The sequence below is a fragment of the Cyanobacterium sp. IPPAS B-1200 genome, assembly GCF_001747005.2.
GTDB lineage: Bacteria > Cyanobacteriota > Cyanobacteriia > Cyanobacteriales > Cyanobacteriaceae > Cyanobacterium.
Genome location: NZ_CP182899.1, coordinates 2,480,223 through 2,498,464, shown reverse-complemented (window position 1 = coordinate 2,498,464; position 18,242 = coordinate 2,480,223). Strand labels below are relative to the sequence as shown.

Annotated in this window: 22 protein-coding genes and 1 tRNA gene; 14 read left to right on the top strand and 9 right to left on the bottom strand. The window is 37.1% G+C overall.

The window, feature by feature from the left end; translation table 11 throughout:
- Positions 1 to 70 precede the first annotated feature (70 nt).
- Positions 71 to 481, bottom strand: coding sequence for a MerR family transcriptional regulator (locus tag A5482_RS11605; RefSeq protein ID WP_069789836.1), 411 nt, complete (start codon positions 479 to 481; stop codon positions 71 to 73).
- 63 nt (positions 482 to 544) lie between these two features.
- On the opposite strand from A5482_RS11605, the gene cas12k (A5482_RS11600) reads away from it, so the two are divergent.
- The 3 genes from cas12k (A5482_RS11600) to cas12k (A5482_RS11590) all read left to right on the top strand — a co-directional run bounded on the left by cas12k (A5482_RS11600) (position 545) and on the right by cas12k (A5482_RS11590) (position 2,594).
- Positions 545 to 1,066: a type V CRISPR-associated protein Cas12k gene (gene cas12k, locus A5482_RS11600; protein WP_069789837.1), complete on the top strand. Its 522-nt coding sequence runs from the start codon at positions 545 to 547 to the stop codon at positions 1,064 to 1,066.
- Positions 1,067 to 1,077: 11 nt separating this feature from the next.
- Positions 1,078 to 1,500, top strand: coding sequence for a type V CRISPR-associated protein Cas12k (gene cas12k / locus A5482_RS11595; RefSeq protein WP_141712649.1), 423 nt, complete (start codon positions 1,078 to 1,080; stop codon positions 1,498 to 1,500).
- A gap of 158 nt (positions 1,501 to 1,658) precedes the next feature.
- Positions 1,659 to 2,594, top strand: coding sequence for a type V CRISPR-associated protein Cas12k (gene cas12k / locus A5482_RS11590; protein WP_069789839.1), 936 nt, complete (start codon positions 1,659 to 1,661; stop codon positions 2,592 to 2,594).
- 1,054 nt (positions 2,595 to 3,648) lie between these two features.
- Here cas12k (A5482_RS11590) and A5482_RS11585 read toward each other — a convergent pair.
- Both A5482_RS11585 and A5482_RS11580 read right to left on the bottom strand, forming a co-directional pair.
- A tRNA-Leu gene (locus A5482_RS11585) sits at positions 3,649 to 3,730 on the bottom strand.
- Positions 3,709 to 4,575 (bottom strand): M48 family metallopeptidase, encoded by an 867-nt coding sequence (locus tag A5482_RS11580; RefSeq protein ID WP_446684844.1) that lies wholly within the window; start codon positions 4,573 to 4,575, stop codon positions 3,709 to 3,711. Before A5482_RS11580 ends, A5482_RS11585 begins: the two co-directional genes overlap by 22 nt.
- A 148-nt stretch (positions 4,576 to 4,723) precedes the next feature.
- On the opposite strand from A5482_RS11580, the gene A5482_RS11575 reads away from it, so the two are divergent.
- A complete protein-coding gene (locus A5482_RS11575; RefSeq protein WP_069789840.1) occupies positions 4,724 to 5,212 on the top strand; it encodes a molybdenum cofactor biosynthesis protein MoaE in 489 nt (162 codons plus the stop codon).
- On the opposite strand, the gene A5482_RS11570 is transcribed toward A5482_RS11575, so the two are convergent.
- The 3 genes from A5482_RS11570 to A5482_RS11560 form a co-directional block, all read right to left on the bottom strand.
- A complete protein-coding gene (locus A5482_RS11570; protein WP_201150038.1) occupies positions 5,209 to 5,352 on the bottom strand; it encodes a hypothetical protein in 144 nt (47 codons plus the stop codon). The genes A5482_RS11575 and A5482_RS11570 overlap by 4 nt on opposite strands.
- Positions 5,353 to 5,473: 121 nt before the next feature.
- On the bottom strand, positions 5,474 to 5,797 hold the full coding sequence (locus A5482_RS11565; RefSeq protein WP_069789841.1) for an STAS domain-containing protein: 324 nt from the start codon (positions 5,795 to 5,797) through the stop codon (positions 5,474 to 5,476).
- Between the two features lie 57 nt (positions 5,798 to 5,854).
- Entirely contained in the window at positions 5,855 to 6,664 is an 810-nt protein-coding gene (locus A5482_RS11560) for a carbohydrate ABC transporter permease (protein ID WP_069789842.1), read from the bottom strand.
- Between the two features lie 153 nt (positions 6,665 to 6,817).
- On the opposite strand from A5482_RS11560, the gene A5482_RS11555 reads away from it, so the two are divergent.
- The gene (locus A5482_RS11555; protein ID WP_069789843.1) at positions 6,818 to 8,230 is read left to right on the top strand and encodes a TolC family protein; all 1,413 of its coding nucleotides are present in this window, start codon (positions 6,818 to 6,820) and stop codon (positions 8,228 to 8,230) included.
- A 121-nt stretch (positions 8,231 to 8,351) separates the two neighbouring features.
- On the opposite strand, the gene A5482_RS11550 is transcribed toward A5482_RS11555, so the two are convergent.
- Positions 8,352 to 9,176 (bottom strand): carbohydrate ABC transporter permease, encoded by an 825-nt coding sequence (locus A5482_RS11550; RefSeq protein WP_069789844.1) that lies wholly within the window; start codon positions 9,174 to 9,176, stop codon positions 8,352 to 8,354.
- Positions 9,177 to 9,661: 485 nt separating this feature from the next.
- Here A5482_RS11550 and A5482_RS11545 point away from each other — a divergent pair, with 485 nt between their 5' ends.
- The 4 genes from A5482_RS11545 to A5482_RS11530 all read left to right on the top strand — a co-directional run bounded on the left by A5482_RS11545 (position 9,662) and on the right by A5482_RS11530 (position 13,645).
- Positions 9,662 to 10,432 (top strand): SDR family NAD(P)-dependent oxidoreductase, encoded by a 771-nt coding sequence (locus A5482_RS11545; RefSeq protein ID WP_069789845.1) that lies wholly within the window; start codon positions 9,662 to 9,664, stop codon positions 10,430 to 10,432.
- A 205-nt stretch (positions 10,433 to 10,637) separates the two neighbouring features.
- A complete protein-coding gene (locus A5482_RS11540; protein WP_069789846.1) occupies positions 10,638 to 11,645 on the top strand; it encodes a DUF4432 family protein in 1,008 nt (335 codons plus the stop codon).
- Positions 11,646 to 11,684: 39 nt separating this feature from the next.
- Positions 11,685 to 12,317, top strand: a complete 633-nt coding sequence (locus A5482_RS11535; protein WP_069789847.1) for an NAD(P)-dependent oxidoreductase — start codon at positions 11,685 to 11,687, stop codon at positions 12,315 to 12,317.
- A gap of 98 nt (positions 12,318 to 12,415) precedes the next feature.
- The gene (locus A5482_RS11530) at positions 12,416 to 13,645 is read left to right on the top strand and encodes a Vgb family protein (RefSeq protein ID WP_069789848.1); all 1,230 of its coding nucleotides are present in this window, start codon (positions 12,416 to 12,418) and stop codon (positions 13,643 to 13,645) included.
- 78 nt (positions 13,646 to 13,723) lie between these two features.
- On the opposite strand, the gene A5482_RS11525 is transcribed toward A5482_RS11530, so the two are convergent.
- Positions 13,724 to 14,434, bottom strand: a complete 711-nt coding sequence (locus A5482_RS11525) for an SDR family NAD(P)-dependent oxidoreductase (protein WP_446684766.1) — start codon at positions 14,432 to 14,434, stop codon at positions 13,724 to 13,726.
- Between the two features lie 178 nt (positions 14,435 to 14,612).
- Between A5482_RS11525 and A5482_RS11520 the strand changes: the two genes are divergently transcribed.
- Positions 14,613 to 15,302, top strand: coding sequence for a hemerythrin domain-containing protein (locus tag A5482_RS11520; RefSeq protein WP_069789849.1), 690 nt, complete (start codon positions 14,613 to 14,615; stop codon positions 15,300 to 15,302).
- 6 nt (positions 15,303 to 15,308) lie between these two features.
- Entirely contained in the window at positions 15,309 to 15,761 is a 453-nt protein-coding gene (locus A5482_RS11515; protein ID WP_069789850.1) for a nuclear transport factor 2 family protein, read from the top strand.
- Here the strand turns inward: A5482_RS11515 and A5482_RS11510 are convergent.
- Positions 15,758 to 16,183 (bottom strand): nuclear transport factor 2 family protein, encoded by a 426-nt coding sequence (locus A5482_RS11510; RefSeq protein ID WP_069789851.1) that lies wholly within the window; start codon positions 16,181 to 16,183, stop codon positions 15,758 to 15,760. The two genes, A5482_RS11515 and A5482_RS11510, sit on opposite strands and share 4 nt — an antisense overlap.
- 535 nt (positions 16,184 to 16,718) lie before the next feature.
- On the opposite strand from A5482_RS11510, the gene A5482_RS11505 reads away from it, so the two are divergent.
- The 3 genes from A5482_RS11505 (at position 16,719) to A5482_RS11495 (ending at position 18,176) form a co-directional block, all read left to right on the top strand.
- Positions 16,719 to 17,111: a nuclear transport factor 2 family protein gene (locus A5482_RS11505; protein WP_069789852.1), complete on the top strand. Its 393-nt coding sequence runs from the start codon at positions 16,719 to 16,721 to the stop codon at positions 17,109 to 17,111.
- Between the two features lie 98 nt (positions 17,112 to 17,209).
- Complete coding sequence (locus A5482_RS11500) at positions 17,210 to 17,551, top strand: carboxymuconolactone decarboxylase family protein (RefSeq protein WP_069789853.1); 342 nt, start codon at positions 17,210 to 17,212, stop codon at positions 17,549 to 17,551.
- Between the two features lie 49 nt (positions 17,552 to 17,600).
- Entirely contained in the window at positions 17,601 to 18,176 is a 576-nt protein-coding gene (locus tag A5482_RS11495; protein WP_069789854.1) for a hypothetical protein, read from the top strand.
- The last annotated feature ends 66 nt before the right edge of the window (positions 18,177 to 18,242 follow it).

The window sequence follows — 18,242 nt, the reverse complement described above, 5'->3', positions numbered from 1 at the left end:
CATTTTTCATAATAACTCTTCCTAATTAAGTATTTCCCTAAGAATTTATCAATATCTACTTTGCTATTTTTCATATTAGATTTTTATGGATTTGATCAATCCACAAAGGAACGATCGCCTTCCCCTCTTCCAGAAGTGAGATCGCCCCTTCCCGCTCATAAGGCAATAAATTAACAGTACCATCACTAGCAACAACCATAAAACGTTTTTTAAAGCCGATATTGGTAAAGTCAGGCTCTTTTGTTCTCAAATCACCGAGGATCGTTTGTACCATCTCCAGATTTAAACCCACAGAGAGGAGATACACCATTACCGATACCTCCACCAACCCCACAAAAGAATAGTAGATTGTCTTTCCTGTACCCGAAGCACCAATAAAAGGCACAACAACCTCCTTATCCCTCCAATACTGCAATTGTCGGAGAGAGCAGCCCGTAATCCTTGATATATCTTTGCTACTAAAAAATATTTCCTGTTCCATAGCAACAATTATAAAATGATTTGTTATTATACAATTATGTTTTATTAAACAGTAATGTATAGCATGACTCAGATAACTATTCAATGTCGTTTAATCGCTTCTGCTGATACCCGTCAATTTCTTTGGATGTTGATGAGTCAGAAAAACACCCCTTTAATCAATGAAATCCTGACTAGAATTAGGGAGAATCCTGATTTTTCTCAATGGGAAGAGAAAGGGAAGCTACCCAAGAACTTTATTTCTCAACAAATTGCCGAACTTAAAAATGATTCTTGTTTTCAGGGGCAACCATCTCGGTTTTATGCCTCTGTGGGCAAGATTATTGATTACATCTATAAATCCTGGTTCCAAATTCAACGAATCAATCAATTCAAACTAGAAGGCAATACCCGTTGGTTAAAAATGTTGAAATCAGATGCTGAGCTGATAGAATCCTTTGATGGTTCAATAGAAGCACTGCAAAATCAAGCCCAACAGATTCTGAGCGGTGTTGACATTACCTCTACTCAAAACCGTACTGCTGATTTTTTGTTTCAAGAGTATAACAAGACGAAAGATCCTCAGACTCAAAGTGCGATCGCGTAGCGCCACCGTAGGTGATCGTTTATCTCATCAAACATGGTTGTCGCATTCCTGAAAATAAAGTTGAGACAAGGAAGAAGTATCAAAAGATAAAACGAAAATTAGAGATCAAAATTCACAGGCTGAAAAGACAAATAGAAATGTCTATTCCTTCGGGGAGAGACTTAGAAGGAAAAAAATGGTTAGAAACCTTGATCCTTGCTTCTACCACCATGCCCATCAATGAAAGTGAAAGTAATAGTTGGTTTTCTGCCCTGAAAAAAAATTCCCCTTCTATTCCTTATCCTGTCATTTACGAAACCAATGAAGATTTGAAATGGAGTCTAAGTGATCAAAACCGTCTCCATGTTCGATTTAATGGTTTAAGTGACCATACTTTTAAAATCTATTGTGATTCTCGTCAACTTCCTTATTTTCGGCGCTTCTACAAAGCTTGAGTTTAGACTAAATCTAATTTTAAACGCTGAAACCCTTATATGACGTATATTTTATATTTTTTACATTAAACGGATAAGAATAGTCAAAATTCTTGCTATATAAGGATCATAGCTTCTTACAGTTCAAATTAGTCTAAAGTACAGACAAAGATCAAGAATTGAAAAAGGCGAACAAAAATAAGTTTTCTAGTGCTTTATTCACTCTGCGTTCAGCGATGATTATTTGGAAAGAAGATGACGGAAAAGGGGAGTTATGGGATAAACATAAACTCTATCTACACTGTACGTTGGATACTGATTATTGGACTGTTGAAGGTACACAAGTAGTTGCTCAAAGAAAGCAAAAGGAAGTTTTAAATATTATTGATGGGATGAAAGAAAAAGATGATTTAAGGGATACTCAAAAAAAATTTATCCAACGCAAACAAACGACTCTTGCCCGACTTAATAATATTTTTCCTCGTCCTAGCAAATCTATTTATCAAGGTAATCCAGACCTCTATATGGGAGTGGCAATGGGTTTACAAGAACCTGTTACCATTGCTGTTGTTGATGTTGGTGAAGGGAAAGCCATCTTACACCGTAACATTAAACAATTGTTGGGAGATGATTACCATCTACTAAGAAGAAGAAGAAATGAAAAGCAGAAATTGAATCACCAGAACCATAAAGCAAGGAAAAGAGCTAATTTTCAACAGAAAGGAGAGTCTAATTTAGGGGAATACGTTGATCGTCTCATTGCTAAATCTATTCTCAAAATAGCTCAGGAGTATGAAGTTTCAACTATTATTGTTCCTCGGTTAAGCCAGATGCGATCAATTACTGAGGCAGAAATACAACTGAGGGCCGAGGAAAGAATACCTGAGTATAAGGAGGGACAAAGAAAATATGCCAAGGATTATCGTGTCCAAGTACATCAATGGAGCTATGGTCGATTAATTGATAATATCAAGGGGAATTCTTCTAAATTGGGCATCGTAGTAGAAGAAGGCACACAACCCAAACAAGGAACATTTACGGATAAAGCATTACAGTTAGCCTTAAGTACCTCAAAAACTAATCATAAAGCCAATCCCACAAAGATAAATTCCTGAGCTACAATGAAAAAAATCGTGCCGCAGATCAAGTTATTGTTAACCTCTGTTCTGTGTAAAGTAAGGGGTAGTTTGCCTATAACAAGGTTTGCTTTCTGTCCCTGATAACTACTCACTCTGATGCTGCGCACTGAAAAAAGTGTGGAAAGAAGGGGCACTCCCAGCAACAAGAGTTTGGGTTTACCAATGTAGTGGTTATCGAATCACCTCCGATCAAGGAGGAATCCCCGTTTGAGCGTTAGTTAAAATGTACGAGTTACACAAACTCTGATTTTAGCCTTACGCAATCGCTGAAGCTCTTACGAATAGAGAAAGATAGCGTTTTAATGAAATACAAAATTCGAGTAAAAATCGGAATTTTTGTGTTTTTAAGGGAGGCTTACGCAAACTGCTTTTACAAGCCTTATTATATAAGGGTTCTGACTAGGGGCAGTTGAAATAAGAAAATACCTTCTTTAGGGATTGAAAGAGCCTCATTATCTTGACCTAGACTCCATATTACGGGTAGGTTGAAATAAGAAAATACCTTCTTTAGGGATTGAAAGGTTCCATCGTGTACTGAGAAATAAGCAATGTTGCTGTTGAAAAAAATACCTTCTCTAGGGTTTATAATATTAATAGTGCCACGGAGTAAGTCTTCACGACCCCTGTTCTGTGAAAATGAGGAGTAGTTTACTTTTTACAAAAAGTCTGCTTTCTGCTCCTGCTAACTACTTGCCCTGATGCTGTCTATCTTCAGATAGAGAAACTAGGCGCACTCCCAGCAATAAGGGTGCAGGTATCCTGCCATAGTGGTTAGTGAATCACTTCTGACCAAAGAAGAATTCTCAAAGAGAATTGAAAGCGAGTCTCGCTCTGTCCTTATTTCACATACAGTAGAATTTTAAATGCTACTCCTCTCCTAATGTTACTGATTTTAGCTAATTTCAACGACAGTAATTTGTTATCACGTCACTTATTTTGTTAAAGCGACACTAATTTGTTACCGATGACAAACAATTTGTTAATGTACACACCCCGTAAACTAATAAAGGGTGACCTTTAACATATATGATGGGCAGAGCGAGACTCGAACTCGCACGACCGAAGCCGCCACATTTTGAGTGTGGTGCGTCTACCAATTTCGCCATCCGCCCTTGGTGTGACCTTCACTATTATAACCAACTTTTTGTTCTTCTAGCAAGTTGTAATATTCAGGAGTGCTAGACCAATTTTGGATTGCCTTGGCTCTTAGTATAGGTAAAGGGTGAGTGAGTTGGGCGGTTTGCATATCCTGAAGCATTTCGCCGATGTCCGTATTGCTCATCTGTTGATAGTCCTTTACTTGTTCCATAAAAGCATCTAAATTGAGCTTAGAAGCCAAAGAAGGTGAGCCCCCCGTTAATTTCATTAATACTGACATGACAATTTTAGGATCTTGAGCCACCAACAACGCTGCGCGATCGCACGTAAACTCTGCACAACGTAACCATTGCAACAACTGACTTTGCATCGACTGAGCCAAAATACTACCCCAAGTAGGTAATAACCCCGTGGCCAAAACGATTAAATTTGCAAGGGTAAGATATACCCCATGCTCACATTTCAAATGTCCCAATTCATGGGCAATTACCGCTTCTACTTCCTCATCGGTCAAAATTTCTAACAAAGATGTATGAATAACCATAAAAGGCTTTTTACCTCGGATAGCAAGGGTATAAGCATTGGGGACAGGATTTTGTTTTAAATAAAGTTGAGGGGCTTCTATATCAAGGATAGAAGAGGCATTGAGCAAAAGTTGATGAAGATGGGGGAGTTGCTTTTCACCAATCAAAATACTAGAGGCGATATTATTCATATAAAAAAAATCCTCTGCCACCGAGCCTAAAATTCCCCTCATGGCGATGTCTAGTCCGGGTAACTGCTTCAGATTTGTAGTAGCTTGTAAGTCGAGGGGGTGTCTAAAATCATCTGCTTTTAAACCTATTAATTGAGTTTTCATAGTCATCTTTGGCGGTGGGTTGTTTTTATTTTATCTTAACTAAAAGAAACGAGCCGTTGTTAAACCAGCTTTGCTAGAAATCAATTTTGGCTCCCCTTCATCACCATATATAATAAGCAAATATATTCTGAAGTTACTATCTCTGTTTATGGCGCAATTATCACAGACTATTTCTAGTCATTCTGAATCTCTAAAAATTACTTTTGCTCCCCTATGTGTCGAGGATGTTTATAAATTGGCTGATTCTCCCGAAAATGGAGCCGTAGTTTTAATGAGTGGCACTGTGCGCAATCAAACTGAGGGAAAAAACGTTAAATATTTAGAATATCAAGCCTATGAACCGATGGCAATTAATATTTTTCGTCTAATTTGCGATCGCATTTATGACCAATGGAAAGACACAAAAACCATCGTCATCCACCATCGCACAGGAAAACTAGCCATCGGAGATATAAGCGTATTAGTCGCCGTGGGATGCCCCCATCGCACAGAAGCCTTTGAAGCCTGTCGCTACGCCATCGACACCCTCAAGCATAACACCCCCATTTGGAAAAAAGAACATTTCGCCGACGGTGCCACCAGTTGGGTAAGCATTGGGGCTTGTGAAGAATTTGCACACCAACGAAACCCTATTTAATAATCACTATCCGCCACACATATTCCCTTACACTGAATAGCATTGGTAGCTGTTCTCTTGCAATGAGGACAAAGAATTTCCTCCTCCTGCTCATTGTTATCTGTAGAATGAATTTCTTGATTTTCTTGGTTATCAATCATTATAAATTGTAAAGATTTGTATCTACTTTCATTCTAGGATAGAGTTTTGCGAAGACGCAACCATCACACTAGGGAAATATCCACCCCTAAAAATGATAAAGATATTCGAGGATGAAAAGTTTTATTGATTGGAAAATTTAGACTCTAACTCAGACTTATCATTAATAATTTCAAAAACCTGTTTCATGTTTGTTAACTCAAACAACATAGTAATTTGTTCACTAAGAGACATGAGAAACAAGCGTCCATTAGCACTTCGTATGCTTTTTAGTGCCTGTACCAAACCTCCCAAACCCGAACTATCCATAAAGGTTACTTTCTTAAAATCCACCAGAATATAGATTATTCCTTCATTAACGAATTGATTAATATTTTGACGAAATTCATTCGCTTTTACACCATCAAAAATTCCTTCAGGCTTTAAAACTTTGATTTTAGGTAGCATTTTTAATTTATAGACACTCTCTATGAGTATTCTAACCAAAATTAACCGCAAAAATCCTTAATTTTTCAGTCCTGTGGTGCCAATACCTTCTATAAACTGTTTCTGCCCCAAAATAAATAGGAAAATCACAGGGATGGTGCTGATAACCACCGCCGCCATTAATAGTGACCAATTACTGGTAAATTGTTCTTGGAAAGATGCAAGGGCTAACTGCACAGTTTTTAATTGAGGATTGCTGGTAAATACTAGGGGCTTAAATAAATCATTCCACTCACCGATAAAGGTGAATAAAAACAGGGTAATCACCGCCGGTTTGGCAAGGGGTAAAAGAATATGCCAAATAACTTGTAGTCGATTGGCACCGTCTAATTCCGCGGCTTGTTCGAGTTCAATGGGTATGGTACGAAAATATTGTCTCATCAAAAAAATGCCAAATCCGTTGGCGGCACTAGGTAAAATCAAAGCCCCATAGGTGTTGATTAAATGGGCATTTCTGAGAATTAAAAAGATAGGAATTACTAATAGTTGAATGGGGATAACCAGAGTGGCAATTATCAGCAGAAGAATAAAGTTTTTGCCTCGAAATTCCATTCTAGCTAAAGCATACCCAGCCAAGGCAGAAGTAACTATTTGGGAAAAGGTAACGGCGATCGCCACTAGAGCCGAATTAAAAAAAGCCAAAACAAAATCTCCCATCTCCCACGCCTGACGATAATACTCAAAAGTAAAACGAAAATCTTGATTTCCCGTCGCCGAAAAAGAAGTATATAAAACCACAAAAAGAGGAGATAAAATAACTATCGCCCCCACCGATAAAATAACAAAACTAATAATTTTAGAAAAACGATTCACCAAAAAATTAATCATCTCAAAAAAAAATCACTACTACCAAAAAAATTAAACAAACCTTCTGTTTTAAAATATTAATGTCCCTTGCTCTTACCAATAACCCCTAATTAATCAACACCAAACCAGCTAAAATGAAATATAATCACTGTGGACAGTCATTTTTAGATAGTAATGTTTTATAAAAAGGGTTTAAACTTTGTTCTAAGTTTTTTAATTATAGGTTTTGGATGGGCTAATAGTACATCCGCTCAAGAATCAGATAGCACCTCCGACACTAACATATCAAACTCCAGTCGTGACTTATTATTACGCCCCAGCCAACCCCAAGAAGTACGCATAGAAGGCTTAACTTCCATCACCCTAGAACAAGCCATTGATATAGCCCTAGAAAACAATAGAGACTTACAAAGAGCAAAACTAGAACTACAAAGATCTAATGAATCCTTAAGAGCTGCCCAAGCCAGAAAAAGAGTATTTGTTGATGGTACTGCTAACGTTACAGAAAATGGCAATCAAAGCCAAGGATTTTTAGGAAATACCAATACTTTTGGAGCAGGGGCAGGGGTTGAAGTTGGCTACAGACTCTCCACCGGGGGACGTATTACCGCCACCATCAACAGAGCCCAAGAAGAAATTAGAGTTAGTGAATTAGAAGTCGATAAAATTAGCCAAGATACCGTATTTACAGTCTCCACTTCTTATTATCAATTACAAAACAGTGACGCTCAGGTAAATATTGCCCAAGCCGCCGTAGAAGATTTTACTCAAACCCTCAGAGACGCTCAACTTTTGGAAAGGGCTGGTTTAGGAACTCGTTTTGATGTATTACAAGCAGAAGTGGATCTTGCCAATGCCAATCAAGCCCTCACTAGAGCTAGGGCGGATCAAAGAAATGCCCGTAGGGAATTAGCCAGAGTTATTGGAGTACCTGAAACCGTAGAATATTCATCCGCCGACGAAGTAGAAGAAAGGGGAGAGTGGGATTTATCTTTAGAAGAAAGTATCGTTTTAGCCTATACAAATAGGGAAGAATTAGACCAAATTTTAGCCTTAAGGGAAATTAATCAACAAGATAGAGAAATTGCCCTCTCGGAAAAAAGACCTCAAGTAAATCTATTTGCTAACTATAATTTTAATACAACCTTTGCCGACAGTCGCCCCGTCAGCACCACTGGCTACAATGATGGTTATAGTATTGGCGCCAGACTACAATGGCGTTTTGTAGATGGAGGAGAAAGTAAAGCCAATGCACAACAAGAAGAAATTTCGACCATTATTGAAGAAAATAATTTTGACGATCGCAAAAGTGCCATTAGATTAGAAGTAGAAACCGCCTTTAATGATTTAATGGCAAACCAAGAAAATATCTCCACCACCGAACAAGCCGCTATCACGGCCACAGAAAGCCTTAGATTGGCTAGACTACGTTTTCAAGCAGGAGTAGGCACCCAAACCGATGTGATCAATGCCCAAAGGGCTTTAACAGAGGCTAGGGGAAATTTTTTACAAGCCATTATTGGTTACAATCAATCCCTAAACAGCCTACAAAGGGCAGTGGGAGAATATGGCTCGGATGGTATTTAGGGCTTGCTGAAAAAGTGGAGTCGTGAGGGTAATTGAGAATTAAGAATAATAAGGTTTTATTATCTCCGTATTTATAATTTTCGTTTTATTTAGCCTACCCCCATCACTAATTACCCAATACCTACCCTTTGACTCCACTACTGGCATCGCTAGGGATAATATATTTTTGTAAAAGGATAAACAAAAGCATCACAGGGGCGATGGAAATAATGGAACCTGCGGCAATTAAACGCCAGTTGAGATCAAGAGAACTAGCAAGGGTTGCCACCCCTAGAGGTAAAGTGTAGTGGGAAGGTCGATCTAAGACAATTAGGGGCCATAAAAAATCACTCCATGCCCCAATAAAAACAAAGATAGCAAGGGTAACGGTGGCAGGACGAATGGCGGGTAACATAATGTGCCACCAAATACCTAACTCGGTGCAGCCATCAATCCTTGAAGCTTCTTCCAATTCTTTGGGTACTCCTTCAAAGGCTTGTTTTAACAGAAAAATACCGAAAGCTGAGGCAAGGTTGGGTAAAATTACGCCTAAATAACTATTTCTTAAACCAAAGTTAACGGTCAAAATATAAAGGGGAATCATCACAATTTGAAAGGGAATCATGATGGTGGCAACGATGAGGATAAAAATAATTTTTTTTCCTTTAAAGTCTAATCTTGCAAGGGGATAGGCGGCGAGGGAACAGAATAAAAGGTTAAAGGTGACTGTTAAAACAGCAACTACTATACTGTTTAAAAGATATGTTTCAAAGGGATAGTTTTGCCAGACTGAAATAAAGTTTTCGAGGGTGAATTGCTCGGGAATAAAGTTGGGGGGAAAACTGAAAATGTCTTCCCCTGCTGATTTGAAAGAAGTTCCTAACAACCATAACAAGGGGAAAAGCATGGCGATCGCAATGAGACTTAAAATCAAATAATAAATAATAATTTTAATTGTTTTCTTCATTCTTTTTAATAGATAAGGTTTCTTAGCTGATAGTAAAATTTGTTATGTGTTGCCTAAAATACTCAGCCTAGCTACTATACATAAGGGCAAGAAATAGCCTTACATATATAAGTAAGTAGGCATAATTAAATCGATTTAGGCAAGGGGTTTAAACCCCTTGTTTATAAGAGTCTTAATAAAATAAGAGCTATAATTAATTGCACCAACCTACTTAGTAAATAGAAATTTAAGCATCTTTTTTATTTATTGTAAGCAAAATCATTAATTATTAATCCTTAGAAAATTATTACTGAAATAAGGTTACTTCCTCAAATCAATTTGATCAATTCAAGTAATTTAAATATTCTTAGCATAAAGATATTTCCTCCTCACAATAGAGGTAAAGATAAAACAAATATTAAAAATTAAGTAAATTTTGACCCAAAGTAATGAATTTGAGTTAAAAGTTAAGGTGAAAAGGATTTTAATTAGGCTATAAAATTAATATGAAGTTAAAAGACAGAGTAGCAATAGTCACTGGAGGCTCTAAAGGAATTGGTAAAGGAGTCGCGGAGGTATTTTGTGATGAAGGTGCGAAAGTGGTAATTGTTGCCAATGGAGCTAAAGACGGAGAAGAAACTGTAGCTCAAATAAAAGCCAAGGGTGGAGATGCTACTTTTATGAAATGTGATGTTTCCAATGAAGAAAATGTTCAAGCAGTTGTCAATGAAACCATTGAACTATACACTCACATTGATATATTAGTAAATAACGCTGGCATTGGTACTTATAAATCCGTCTTAGACTGTACCAGTGAAGAGTGGGACAGATGTTTAGCCGTTAACCTCAAAGGATATTTTCTCTTCTCAAAATATTGTATTCCCCATATGCAAGCTATTGGGAAAGGTTCTATCATTAACATGTCTTCTGTTCATGCCCACGCATCTGCTAAAGGTACAGCCCCTTATTGTGCCTCTAAAGGAGCAATTACTGCCCTAACTCGTAATATGGCTCTGGATTATGGTCCTATTATCAGGGTAAATGCGATCGCCCCTGGATGGGTGCTAACCCCCCTTATTGAAGATTTATTCAACAGCTATGATGATCCCATCGCAGTAAAAAAAGAAATAGAAGAGCGCCAAGTAATGAAACGAATCGGCACCCCAGAAGACATTGGTCATGCCTGTACCTTCCTTGCGAGCGATCAAGCCTCTTTCATCACAGGAACCCAACTTTTCGTTGATGGAGGACTAACCGCCATCCTAGAAGATTGGTAATAACTAACACTTAGAATCTACACTATATCACTCTTCTCTCTCCATCAAATATTGAGTGAGATTAATAATAATCTCACTGTCTCCAGTTCCACTCAAGCTACCAAAAGAAAACCTATTTATATTTTCTAACCCTTAAAAAACTATCATGTACACCCACGGCAGAAAACAAGACTGTAGAATATCCCTCGACTACACTTACAAAGGAATGCGTGTCGCATTTCTAGAAAATGATTTCATTAGAGTTGGTGTTTTAATAGATAAAGGTGGTGATATTTTTGAATTTACCTACAAACCAAAAGATATAGACTTCCTTTGGCAATCCCCCATCCCCATGCGTAGCCCCTTCGTTTCCACAAGTGCCCTAGCCGAAGGAGCATATCATGACTACTACTATGGTGGGTGGCAAGAAATTTTACCCTCCGCAGGATGGTCATCAGAACCCTACAAAGGAACCTATCAAGGATTACACGGAGAAGTATCCCTATTACCCGTATCCGCTCAAATAGTTACTGATACCCCAGAGTTAATCACATTAAAAACCGAAGTTACTCTCTATAGATCACCCCTAAAATTAGAAAAGCACCTATCCTTAAAAAAAGGCATCCCTGCCCTATTCATTAAAGAAAAACTAACCAATACCTCACCCCATGACTTTGAAATTATGTGGGGACATCACCCCGTTGTCGGAGAGCCATTTCTCGACTCCAGTTGTGTCGTTCAGGCCCCCGCCAAAAAAGTAGAAGCCATGGCATATCATCCCAATGGTTTATGGGAAACAGATCAAGAATTTGATTTTCCCCAAGCTAAAAATCGCCGCACAGGAAAAATGCAAGATGTCACCAATATTTTAGGAAAAGACTCAAAATCTGTGGATGTCTTATTTTTAAAAGAGCTTGAAGAAGGCTGGTATGGTATCAATAACCATAACCTTAACCTCGGCCTAGGAATGGCATGGGATCACAACTTATTCAAATACATTTGGATGTGGCAAGTCTATGAAGGTCATGACGACTATCCTTGGTATGGTAGAACCTATAACCTAGGAATAGAACCATTCACCAGTTATCCCCCCGCAGGTATTGATACCGCTATTAAAAACGGTAGTTCCTTAAAAATGAATCCCCACCAAATAATCGAAACAGACTTAGTCACCGTTGCCTACGAAGCTACACAAATAAAAAAAATTACCCTAGACGGTGTTGTTCATGTCTAACACTCACTTGAATAATCAATGAATACCTAATAAATAATTATGAAAATAGGAATTATCGGAGCATCCAAAGGAGTTGGTTACAGTCTTCTAACCCTTGCCCTAGAAGAAAATCACCAAGTGTCAGCCCTTCTCAGAAATCCAAGCAAGATTACCATTGAAAACCATAATCTCAATATTATTAAAGGAAACATTCGTGACCCTGAAGCGGTTCAATCCATCGTCAAAAATCAAGATGCAATCTGTATTTGTATTGGTATTCCTCCCACCCAAAAACCCGTAGATGTCTTTTCTATCGGTGCAAAAAATGTCTTACAAGCTATGGCATTAGAATCATCCCATCAGAAATTAATCTCCGTCAGTGGTATAGGAGCAGGAGAAACAAAAGGACATGGAGGCTTTTTATACGATCGCATCTTAAACCCCCTACTACTCAAAACAATCTACCAAGATAAAGATCGACAAGAAGAAATGATAAAAAAAAGTAACGTAGATTGGTTAATTGTTCGCCCTGGCTTCCTCACAGACGGTCAAAGAACCCAAAAATATAAAGTAATTGAGGATTTAACAGGAATCAAAGCAGGAAACATCTCCCGTTCAGACGTAGCTGACTTTATCCTTAAACAACTAACAAACCCCACCCACTTTGGCAAAACCCCCCTAATAACCTATTAGAATATTTCGTTTTTTAAAGAAAAAATAAAAAAATATTTTGTATTAGAAAAAACACATTAAAATTTAGTATCAGCATAAATAAAAAGGAATTCAACCATATGAATCTAGAATTGTCCTTGTATGTCAGTAACGTCAACAACACCTTCGGGGTTGGACCAGTAGTTTTAATTAGTCTTGATGGAGACTTAAACATCGCCTCCGCAGCCCCAAACTTTGAAGCAGGTACATTTTATTCAAGTATCTTAGAATACGATGCCACCACGGGAGAATTTATCAGAGACTTTGTACCCCAAGGCACAGAAGTAGAGTCAGACTTTGGGGTATTTGCCCGAGCCTTTGCCCAAAGATTTCAAAATCAAGAATCGATTTTCTTTTCCTCTGGTATCACGTTCAAAGATGGCATTCTCTACGCCAACGATCAAGGCTATCAAGTGAACGCCAACGACCCCGAAAATACCCGATATGGCAGAATTGTAAAATATGACGCCACCACAGGAGAATTTTTAGGGGAATTTATTTCTGGTTTTGACCTAACTGCGAATGGTTTGAACTTCCCAGAGGACTTATTATTTGGATCTGATGGAGACTTATACATTAGCGGACTCGGTGGCGGTGGAGTTCAAAGATTTGATGGTGAAACAGGTGCTTATAAAGAGACTATTCTTGAAACAAATCCTTTTACTGACAGAGACTTAATTGCTGCTGGTTTAAATTTTGGACCTGATGGTAATTTATACATTAGTAGCGTTCTAAACGATAACAGCATCATACGTTACAATTTAGAAACAAAAGAAGTTGACCAGTTCATTTCTCCTGAATTTGCCCCTCAAATTCCTTCTGGGTCTACCTTTACCCCTGATGACAGACTATTCCTCAATGGTACTTTTGTTAGTCTTGATGGTAGTCCTGTAACCGTTCAACAGTTTGATGCACTCACTGGACAAGCAGAAGGTTTTTTTGTACCCCCTACTAATAATGGAGGGTTAACTTCTGCTTCAAGAATGGTTTTTGATGGGGAAGGAAATTTGTATGTTAGTGACTTTAATGGTAGTCAGATAGTTAAATTTGACTCCAATGGAAATCCTGTGGATGGAGGAATATTTGTTCCTTCTGGTAGCGGAGGTTTGAATAATCCAGGAGGTATTGCTTTCTCCGAGCCTTCTGTAGCCTTAGTCCCCGACAATGAAGTTTCTTTGCTTGAGACCCTCTTTAGTAGAACCTCAAGTTCTGGTGCTAGTTCATCACCATCATTAGTACCCGCTGGATTTGACAGCTCTTTTGGAGCAGAAACTACTCCTCTAGTGGCTAGTAGTAGTTTTCTTGGCTAAATCATAACTACTCAAAATAAAGGGCAACTTTTTAAAGTTTGCCCTTTATTTTTACTAATAGTGTTTGGTTTTATTAAATTACTTTTGATTAATATGTAAAACGCTATCTCTTATCATTTCCGCTTCATCAGAAGCCAACCACGAAGTAAATTGTCCGATTTGCTTTGGCGTAATCCAATTAGGTTCACTATAGGCTTCCATTACCTTAGTTTTAACCATACCTTGAATAATAACTTCATTAATTCTAACTCCGCTTCCCTTCATCTCTGCCATGACAATTTTTGCCATCATTAGTTGTCCTGCGGCCGTTATACCCACTGGACTTACATTAGGTAAGGGAACTTCTGCCGCTGTACCCCCTAAAAGAGTATAGGAACTTCCTTCAGTTTTTGCTAAAACAGGTAGAAAAGTTTTAGCACAGAGAAAATGAGAAGTTAGATTACTATTCAAGTATTGTTCCCAAGTAGCTAAATCAAGCTCTGTTAATGGTTTATTTCCTGTCCACCAACCCCCAAGAGACACTAGTACACCGTCTAAATGTCCAAATTTCTCTAATAATTCATCTTTGAGCTTTTCTGCTCCTTCCAATGTTCCGATATTGCCCACCATTGGAACAAATTTGTCTGTTGCTAAATCTCCTAATGATTGGGCTAATTTATCCAAAGATTCTTTTCTTCTCGAAGGAACAATAACTGTCGCTCCTTTTTCTAAAAATACAGGTACAACCCCCTCACCGACATTTCCTGAACCACCTGCAATTAGTATGATTTTGTTATCTAGGTTTGCCATTTTTTTTCTATTTATTCTATAGCTTTCTTTAATTATCTTATAGCTAATCACTATTTGTTACTACTAAATTTTAAAGAAATTATTAAGAATAAATTTTAAAGAAATTATTAAGATTATTGTGGTAATATATTGGCATTGAAAATGTTTTAAGTTTTAAATAAATTGAAATAAGTACGTTATGACACTTAATACTAAAAGTACTGTTGCTCAAGATATACAGAGAATTCATTTTGTCTTGACCTACGCTATAGGAAATAGTATAGATGAATGCTTAGAATTAGAAGAGAATGATTGTGATATTGATGAGCAAAAAAAAGAAGGATTTATTAATTATTTGAAAAGTTTAGTTAATTTGTTTCATTCTCATCACACAGTAGAAGATGATAAGATTTTTCCCTTTTTTAAAAGTTCTAATTTTTCGATGCCCTACGAAAATTTAGCAAAGCAACATGAGGATTTAATACCTTTATTAGACAGTTTAGAAAGTTCCATTGAGCAATTAAATAGTGATTTCAGTAATGTAGAGAATATTGGATTTGTTAAGATATGTTTGCAACATATTCAGAGTGCTTGGGATGAACATTACAAATTAGAAGAGGAGTATTTAAATGATGAAAATATTGCTCAGTTAATTAGTTTAGAAGAACAAGGAAAATTATGTCTTGAGTTTGGTCAATATGCAGGAAAACATATTAATCCTGATTATTTAGTAATTCCTTTTATTTTATTTAATTTACCTACCCAGGAAAGAGAAGTTATGGCAGAGGTTTTTCCTCCAGTGATTACCCAGGAATTAATTCCTAATCAATGGAAGGATAAATGGCAATCAATGAGTCCTTTTTTACGGATTAATAAAGATTTAGGGTAGAAAATTATGTCAGTTAACTTAAATCACCAAGAATGGTTAATAAAGCAACAGGTAGCAAAATTTGCGGATGCTGTTAACCTCAGAAATAAAAAGTTATTTACTTCTTTATGGCTACCTGAAGGAATCTGGAAATTGAATCCTCCGATGAATATGACGGTGACAGGTAAGGATAATATTGGTAATCTTTTTGCTGATTTGCTCGATAACTGGGAATTTTTTGTACAGATGGTACACACAGGAGTTGTGGAAATTCAAGGTGAAAAGGCGATCGCCCGTTGGTGTATGAGCGAAATAGGGAGAAGTCATCAAGGAAAAGGATTTCAAAACTATGGAATCTACCAAGACCAACTTATTTGGCGAGATAATCAATGGTTATTTTTAGAGCGAATCTATCATTTTTCGTACATAGAAGAACCACAACTCCTAGGAAATGCTTTCCCATTGCCCCAAGTTTTTTAAGAACTGAAAGCATCAATACCTTGGACAGTGTCCATAAAATCTCGCATTCCTTTAATCTTTCCATTTTCTACCGTCCACACTGCAACCAAATCATTCTCATATTCCTTTCCTGTCGAAATTGCAACCCCTTTCATCTTGCCGATAACTATGACCTTATTCTTATCGGCGAGAAACTCCTGTAATTCAAAGCCTTTAACCTGCACAGTATCATGCATTACTTGAAAAAATTTCGTTACTTCTTCCTTTCCTTTCCATTTGCCACCAAAAGGAACAACATTTCGAGGATGGGGCATATCCCACTCCGCATCATCCGTAATCATACTAAGAACCGTTGGGATATCTCCTTTACCTAAAGCTCCATAAAAGTCTTGAACAACTTTCAGGTTATCATTTTTATTTTCTATTTTATTTGAATTAGTCATAATAAATAAACTTTTGAATCAGTAATACTTCAGATCTTTCTAAAAGATAACACAAAAAATATAGCTTGTTTTCACCATAAATTTTGTAAAAAATAAATAATTGGGTTCTTACTTTCAAAGTAACCAGTAAACTTTTATAAAATTGAAACCATAGTAGAATATTGAGTGTATAGAATAGAATATTTATAGGTAAAGATTAATTTCAAAGGAAGTTTTTCCTTACAATGTTTTACAGATTACAACCCTATACATAATCCTTGAGAGAGAAGACATAACTATCAAACCTATGAAATAAAGTCTTTTTTTTTGAAGAGTAAACTTGACCATGTTTCTTTCAATAAGTACATAGGATTTATGCAGATCTTGCAGGTAAATCACTTGCAATAAAGTGATACAAAACTTATTTTTTCTTAACGTTTAAATAACATTGTCTTAACATTTTTTTAATGCGAAAAAACAAAAAAACTGTTCTATCATTATAGCCAGAGTTGTAGATAACTTTTAGCATTCAACATTTATCAAAAACGAGGTTAATATGTCCGAACAAAAATCAGCAAATAGAGAAACCTGTGAAAAAATGTTTTCATCTATGTTGGCTCAAGATTGGAATTCTTTTCAAGACTGTTTAACAGATGACGTATTTTACCGTATTGGTTCAGGAGAGGAAATAAAAGGCAAAGAAAATGTCGCCAAAACTCTTCAAGGACTGTACTCTCAAGTAGAAATGCAAGCTCCAGACGTCAGACAGGTTCTTGATTTACCAGATTCTGACCAAGTTATTTTTGAATTTGAAGCACACTATAAATACTTAGCAGATAATTCAATTTTGAACTTTGCCTGTACAGACGTTCTCAGAATGAAAGACAACAAAGTGAATGAATGGCGTGTTTATGTTGATATGAAACCTTACTATGATAAACAAGCATAAAAGGTAAGTAAGTATGAATATGCTCAGATTCTTTCCTCCCCACTGAAAAGAAATCTGAGCGAAAGTCCAAGTAATATTTTGAGATAAAGTTAGAGTTTATGACATACAACAATGCAGTATTAGATGATCAAGAGCTACAAGCAGGATTAAAAAGTATTAATCCTAAATTTGGTGATTTTTGTACTAGAGTAGCAGGAGAGGCTTGGGGTTTACCGCTGATAGACCAAAAAACCAAAGCTTTAATAACCATTGCCATTGACGTCGTCAATCAAGATCAGACAGGACCAGGTAATCCCTTTGGAGCCCACGTAAACATGGCCATGAAGCAAGGAGCAACAAAAGAAGAGATAGAAGAACTACTACTTTTTATGTGTGTTTATGCTGGTTTTAATAAAGCAGCAGGTTGTTTTGGGGTACTAGAAGAAATGTTTGCTGAGTAGTTTTGATTGTCAATCATCATGATTTGAAAATGGAGTAAAAAATTAAACGATGCCGCAAAAGAAAAGAACCAATTACTATAAGGATCTATCCGCTAATTACTCTCGTCCTGGTTTAATTTCCCCTGAATTGGGAGCTAAATTAGTCGCTGAAGCTGAAAGAATAGTCAGCCTTAAAGAAAGTACCTTACCTGAAATTAATGCTGATTATACCTTAGAGCAAATTGAGCAAGAGAATAAAGATTGGTGGCCAACCCACTGTGAGGCTCTTAGACAAGGAAGGGGAGACATTCTGACGGAAGAGTACAGAGAAGATTTAATTTATTTTTGTCAAGATGGTCCTTATTATGGTTTAGATGAGCAAAAAGAGAGGGAGAAACACTGGTGGGCATTAATTGCTCAGCCAGGTGTCACCATGTGTTGGCCCATTGTGATGTTCTCGGGAGAACATACTTTCTTTGAATGGAAATGTATTGATTTAGAAACTAATGAAACCCTTGCCAAGGGCAATGTAACTTGGGTTCGTCGGGGTCATCGGGGGGCGTGTTATCTCAAAACTGAGCAGTTAACTTTTTATCGAGATGTGTTTGCCCCTGAGTCATTAATTGAGTTAATCACTACGGCTTAATTTCAGGTCAATCTAAAAAATAAAGAAGAAATAGTTTCTAGTAAATTTTGAGGATAAAGTTAATGG

Coding starts and splice junctions, on each gene's coding strand:
- A5482_RS11535 (WP_069789847.1), top strand. CDS start 11,685: ATGAAAATAGGAATTATCGGAGCATCCAAAGGAGTTGGTTACAGTCTT.
- A5482_RS11605 (WP_069789836.1), bottom strand. CDS start 481: ATGGAACAGGAAATATTTTTTAGTAGCAAAGATATATCAAGGATTACG.
- A5482_RS11520 (WP_069789849.1), top strand. CDS start 14,613: ATGACACTTAATACTAAAAGTACTGTTGCTCAAGATATACAGAGAATT.
- A5482_RS11570 (WP_201150038.1), bottom strand. CDS start 5,352: ATGATTGATAACCAAGAAAATCAAGAAATTCATTCTACAGATAACAAT.
- A5482_RS11555 (WP_069789843.1), top strand. CDS start 6,818: ATGTTTTATAAAAAGGGTTTAAACTTTGTTCTAAGTTTTTTAATTATA.
- cas12k (WP_069789837.1), top strand. CDS start 545: ATGACTCAGATAACTATTCAATGTCGTTTAATCGCTTCTGCTGATACC.
- A5482_RS11545 (WP_069789845.1), top strand. CDS start 9,662: ATGAAGTTAAAAGACAGAGTAGCAATAGTCACTGGAGGCTCTAAAGGA.
- A5482_RS11550 (WP_069789844.1), bottom strand. CDS start 9,176: ATGAAGAAAACAATTAAAATTATTATTTATTATTTGATTTTAAGTCTC.
- A5482_RS11495 (WP_069789854.1), top strand. CDS start 17,601: ATGCCGCAAAAGAAAAGAACCAATTACTATAAGGATCTATCCGCTAAT.
- A5482_RS11540 (WP_069789846.1), top strand. CDS start 10,638: ATGCGTGTCGCATTTCTAGAAAATGATTTCATTAGAGTTGGTGTTTTA.
- A5482_RS11510 (WP_069789851.1), bottom strand. CDS start 16,183: ATGACTAATTCAAATAAAATAGAAAATAAAAATGATAACCTGAAAGTT.
- A5482_RS11530 (WP_069789848.1), top strand. CDS start 12,416: ATGAATCTAGAATTGTCCTTGTATGTCAGTAACGTCAACAACACCTTC.
- A5482_RS11525 (WP_446684766.1), bottom strand. CDS start 14,434: ATGGCAAACCTAGATAACAAAATCATACTAATTGCAGGTGGTTCAGGA.
- A5482_RS11580 (WP_446684844.1), bottom strand. CDS start 4,575: ATGAAAACTCAATTAATAGGTTTAAAAGCAGATGATTTTAGACACCCC.
- A5482_RS11565 (WP_069789841.1), bottom strand. CDS start 5,797: ATGCTACCTAAAATCAAAGTTTTAAAGCCTGAAGGAATTTTTGATGGT.
- A5482_RS11515 (WP_069789850.1), top strand. CDS start 15,309: ATGTCAGTTAACTTAAATCACCAAGAATGGTTAATAAAGCAACAGGTA.
- A5482_RS11560 (WP_069789842.1), bottom strand. CDS start 6,664: ATGATTAATTTTTTGGTGAATCGTTTTTCTAAAATTATTAGTTTTGTT.
- A5482_RS11500 (WP_069789853.1), top strand. CDS start 17,210: ATGACATACAACAATGCAGTATTAGATGATCAAGAGCTACAAGCAGGA.
- A5482_RS11575 (WP_069789840.1), top strand. CDS start 4,724: ATGGCGCAATTATCACAGACTATTTCTAGTCATTCTGAATCTCTAAAA.
- A5482_RS11505 (WP_069789852.1), top strand. CDS start 16,719: ATGTCCGAACAAAAATCAGCAAATAGAGAAACCTGTGAAAAAATGTTT.